The 3,868-nt window shown below is 64.4% G+C and carries 5 protein-coding genes; 2 read left to right on the top strand and 3 right to left on the bottom strand.

The window, feature by feature from the left end:
• The first annotated feature begins 386 nt into the window (after positions 1 to 386).
• Entirely contained in the window at positions 387 to 737 is a 351-nt protein-coding gene (locus tag J0I64_RS15980; RefSeq protein ID WP_291410005.1) for a septal ring lytic transglycosylase RlpA family protein, read from the top strand.
• Positions 738 to 789: 52 nt separating this feature from the next.
• Here J0I64_RS15980 and J0I64_RS15975 read toward each other — a convergent pair whose 3' ends face one another.
• The 3 genes from J0I64_RS15975 to J0I64_RS15965 are packed head-to-tail and all read right to left on the bottom strand — an operon-like array spanning position 790 to position 2,937.
• Positions 790 to 1,788, bottom strand: coding sequence for an aldo/keto reductase (locus J0I64_RS15975; protein WP_291410003.1), 999 nt, complete (start codon positions 1,786 to 1,788; stop codon positions 790 to 792).
• Positions 1,781 to 2,776, bottom strand: coding sequence for an aldo/keto reductase (locus tag J0I64_RS15970; RefSeq protein WP_291410002.1), 996 nt, complete (start codon positions 2,774 to 2,776; stop codon positions 1,781 to 1,783). The genes J0I64_RS15975 and J0I64_RS15970 overlap by 8 nt, the downstream gene beginning before the upstream one ends.
• A complete protein-coding gene (locus tag J0I64_RS15965) occupies positions 2,776 to 2,937 on the bottom strand; it encodes a DUF1127 domain-containing protein (protein ID WP_291410000.1) in 162 nt (53 codons plus the stop codon). Before J0I64_RS15965 ends, J0I64_RS15970 begins: the two co-directional genes overlap by 1 nt.
• Before the next feature lie 181 nt (positions 2,938 to 3,118).
• On the opposite strand from J0I64_RS15965, the gene J0I64_RS15960 reads away from it, so the two are divergent.
• Positions 3,119 to 3,868: LysR family transcriptional regulator (locus J0I64_RS15960; protein WP_291409999.1), on the top strand; the 750-nt coding region annotated here is incomplete at its 3' end.

The following is a 3,868-nucleotide window of genomic DNA, read 5'->3' as shown; positions in this document are numbered from 1 at the left end:
GCCCCAATTGCGATTTTTCTGTCCAAATCGGCCACAATTACCGGTCGAATTTTATGAAAAGACCGGATTCCTCGTTATTCACAGGCTTGAATGCCCGTAAATCCGGGCTTTTTGGGCAGTTCCTTGGAACTGTTGCCTCATGGCCACAGTGAACAAAGTGGTTTCTCGATTCTTACTGATGGCGGCCTTTGAGGAAGCAGATTCGGCAATTCCTGAGATTCAGTTTCCAAGAATCGATCAAGACTGGCCGGACAGTTAATGAATTGATGCCGCAGAATCTGCGGCAATGAGGCAACACAGGTCAGTTGCGCGCGATTCCGCCCTTAATCGCGCCCCGTGGTCTCTTTAGTCAAACGCTCATCGATAACTTCAGTGAGCATAGACCATTGATCAGAAGAGCCGTTCTCGTCGCCGCAGCGGCGGCTGCCCTCGCACTAACATCCTCGGCAGCCTACGCCCAATGTGGTGGCGCGTCCTGGTACGGTCCCGGCTTTAACGGCAAGCGGGCTGCATCGGGCGAGATCTTCAACGAAAACGCCATGACGGCGGCGCATCGTTCCCTCCCCTTCGGCACCAAGGTTCAGGTCACCGACCAGAACACCGGCAAGTCCGTTCAAGTGGTCATCAATGACCGCGGCCCCTTCCATGGCAAGCGGATCATCGACCTTTCGAAAGCCGCGGCAACTGCCCTCGGCTTCCGCAATCGCGGCACGACCTCGGTCTGCCTCGCCAGCTGATCCCAGCCGATCAGGCTTGAGTGACAAGGCCGCCCCTTTGGGCGGCCTTTTCTTATCTGAGGCGCAGGGCTTCGATGGCAGCGCCCTGTTCGGGATCGAGCGGGCCCCGCCGTTCCGCTTCAAGCGCCATGCGCAACTCCTCCCGGTTCTTGACGCCCAGCACCAGCGTATCCACCCCGGCAATGCCGAGGGCATAACGGTGCGCAACGAGTGCGGGGTTCTCGCCCCACTCGGCGCAAAGCTCGCGAAATTTTCGCGCCCGGGCGAAATCGTCGCGATCGGGGCCATGGGTATCGGGCCGGTCGAAACTGCTGGTGAGGGCGCCCGCCTGTACGGCCCGCACGCCCATGACGCCGACGCCGGCAGCCCCTGCCGCAGCGATGACGTCGCGGGGGCGTGGGGGAAGGCCCGTGCCGTTCATGCCGCCGGGACTGTCGAGCAGGTTGGCAATGGCCTGGACGGCGGCCGGCACGGGGCCGGATGAGAGGGCCTCCATGGTTGCGGCAGCGTGGTTGATGCCGGTAATCCCCCACTCGCCGATCAAGCCGTCCTCCATGAGCCTTAAAAAGGCCGGGCGCACGGCGTGGCGATAGAGCGAGAGGCTGGTGGAGCGTTCGTCGCGCGGCGGCTCGCCCGGCGGATATTCGAAATCGTCGGGGCGGATTTCGCTATGCAGCAGCATCATGTCGACGCGTTCGAGCCGCATGGCGGCAAGGCTCTGCTCGAGCGAGGCCTTGAGGTGCGGATACACATCCGCCTCGGGGACGGTGCCGAGGCTATATTTGGTCGTGACGCGCACGCCGCTGGGCAGCCTGCCGGCAAAGGCGCGACCGATCATGGCCTCGCAGATATGGTAGCCGGGCGCGGCGTCGATGAGGTCGATGCCGCCATCGACGGCGGCATGCAGCGTTGCGACGGCCTCCTCCTCCGATGTCGAGCCCCAGACCTGCCCGATGCCGCCGCCGCCAAGGGTGAGGCGGCTGACCGGGCCGAAGTGCCCGAGCCGATTGATGGTCATGGCTGTTTCGGCCAGCGTATGGCGATCAAACATCTTCGGTTTCCTTGCTGAGAATGGCGGCGATCTCGGCCATGACCGCGGCGGGCAGGGGGCCTTTTTCGATCGCGCCGAGATTGTCCCGGACCTGCGCCTCGGTCTTGAAGCCGGGTATGGGCAGGGTGTGGGGCGAACGGGCGAGGTTCCAGCCCAGCGCGCCCTGGGCGACGCTGCGGCCGCCTGTGGTCAGCAGTTCGCGCAGAGCCTCGACCGCGGCGAGCGTTTTCGGCTTTGGGCGGCCATCGGCAAAGAAGCGCACCCAGGCGTGGCCGGCGGCCCGCACATCGTCCTTGCCGAGGCGTGAGGCGGCCGAGAATTTGCCGCTCAGCATACCCATCGCGAGGGGGGAGCGGTTGAGACTGGCGAGTTCCGTTTCGGCGCAGAGGGCCAGCATGTCGGGCCCATCGCAGAGCACGCTCAATTCCTGCTGCACGGCAGCGAAATGCGGATATTTCAGCATGCGCCGGGCGGAGGCCACATTGTCGGTGCTCCAGCCCCAGGCGCGGATACGGCCTTTTTCGACGAGCCCTTCCAGGGACTCACCGGCCCGGTCGGCGACATCGTCGCCGAGGTCGCCGACATGGATCTGGTAAAGATCGATATGGTCGGTGCCGAGCCGCCGCAGCGACTGGGCCGAGGCCCAGTCGATATGGGCCGGGCTCACGTCGGTCGCGATCAGCGCCTTGCCGGCCTCATCATAGGTGAAGCCGAACTTGGTGGCGATCACCGCCTCATTGCGCCGGCCCTTGAGGGCGCTGCCCAAAACCTCTTCGCTGTGGCCGGTGCCATAGGCGTCGGCGGTGTCGAAGAGATTGGCGCCGAGATCGAGCGCCAGTTCGATGGCGCGTGCTGATTGGGCGTCGTCCACCTGCCCCCAGCCGTCATTGCGGCCATCGAGTGTGAAGTGGCCGCCAATGGCCCAGCAGCCCATGCCCACGGCGCCGACTTTCGGGCCATTGGGTCCGAGTTTTCTTTTGGCCGACATTAGCAGCTCCCTTCGCAGGCCTGAGCGGAAATGAACTCGGCAATGCCGCTGCGCCGCGTACCGATATCGGCCAGCAGGCGATCGTCCAGCATGGACAGCCGGCGGCGCGTCACATTGCGCAAGTGCCAGAGGCGCAGGCGCTGTTTGAGAGGGTCGAACATGGTTCTGCTCCTGTTGGGCGCAAAGCGATGCCGGTCGCGGAAGCGGCGCCTCCGGTGTTTCAGAACTGTCGCTATGTGCTTTGGCTGGGACCGCTCCTGGCGATCCGCTGAGGAGATATTTGCTGAATTGCAGGGCCTTGCGCTACAATTGAGACTGCAAGGCTCTTTTCAGATTTGAAAAATGGACTTTTCCTGGGACGATCTGCGGTTGTTTCTCGATGTAGCGCGCCTCGGCGGGTTGAGCGCGGCGACCCAAACCACGGGGCTCTCGGCGGCAACGCTGGGCCGGCGGGTGACGGCGCTGGAGCGCCAGGTCGGCGAGCCGCTGTTCCTCCGCAGCCAGACCGGCTACCGGCTGACGCCGTCGGGCGAGGAACTGCTGCTGCGCGCCGAAGAGGTCGAGGCGGCGATGCTCTCGCTGACGCGCTGGAAGGATGGCGCCATTGGCGAGCGCGTGGTGCGGGTTTCGGCCGGTCCCTGGACCTCGGCCTTTCTGGCGAAAAACATCGGGAAAATCTGGACGGCGGGCGATCGCTTCGCCATCGAACTGGTCACCGCCAGCCAGAAGGTCGATATCGGGAGGCGCAATGCCGATATCGGCATCCGCAATCAGCGCCCGACCGAGCAATGGCTGGCGGGGCGTCTCGTGGGCAAGGTGGCCTATGGGCTCTATGCCCGGCCCGAACTGATCAGCGGGGTGGCGGCCGGTTATTTCGTCGGCGTGGCGGGCGAGGGTGGGCAGACCCATTCGGCGCGCTGGCTCCATGCCCGGCATGGCGACCGTATCGCAACGCGCGGCAACGATGCGATGAGTGTTCTTGAGCTGGTGGCGGCGGGCGCGGGCATGTCGGTCTTTCCCTGTTTTGTCGGGGACAGCGACCCGCGCATCGACCGCATGGCCGGCACCATTCCCGAGCTTGAAACCGACCAG

It is taken from the genome of Devosia sp. (genome assembly GCF_017307565.1).
Classification (GTDB): domain Bacteria; phylum Pseudomonadota; class Alphaproteobacteria; order Rhizobiales; family Devosiaceae; genus Devosia.
This window is presented reverse-complemented; position numbering and strand designations above follow the sequence as displayed.

Bases quoted from the DNA above. Each gene is read 5' to 3' on its own strand.
- J0I64_RS15975 (WP_291410003.1), bottom strand. From the start codon at position 1,788: ATGTTTGATCGCCATACGCTGGCCGAAACAGCCATGACCATCAATCGG.
- J0I64_RS15970 (WP_291410002.1), bottom strand. From the start codon at position 2,776: ATGTCGGCCAAAAGAAAACTCGGACCCAATGGCCCGAAAGTCGGCGCC.
- J0I64_RS15965 (WP_291410000.1), bottom strand. From the start codon at position 2,937: ATGTTCGACCCTCTCAAACAGCGCCTGCGCCTCTGGCACTTGCGCAAT.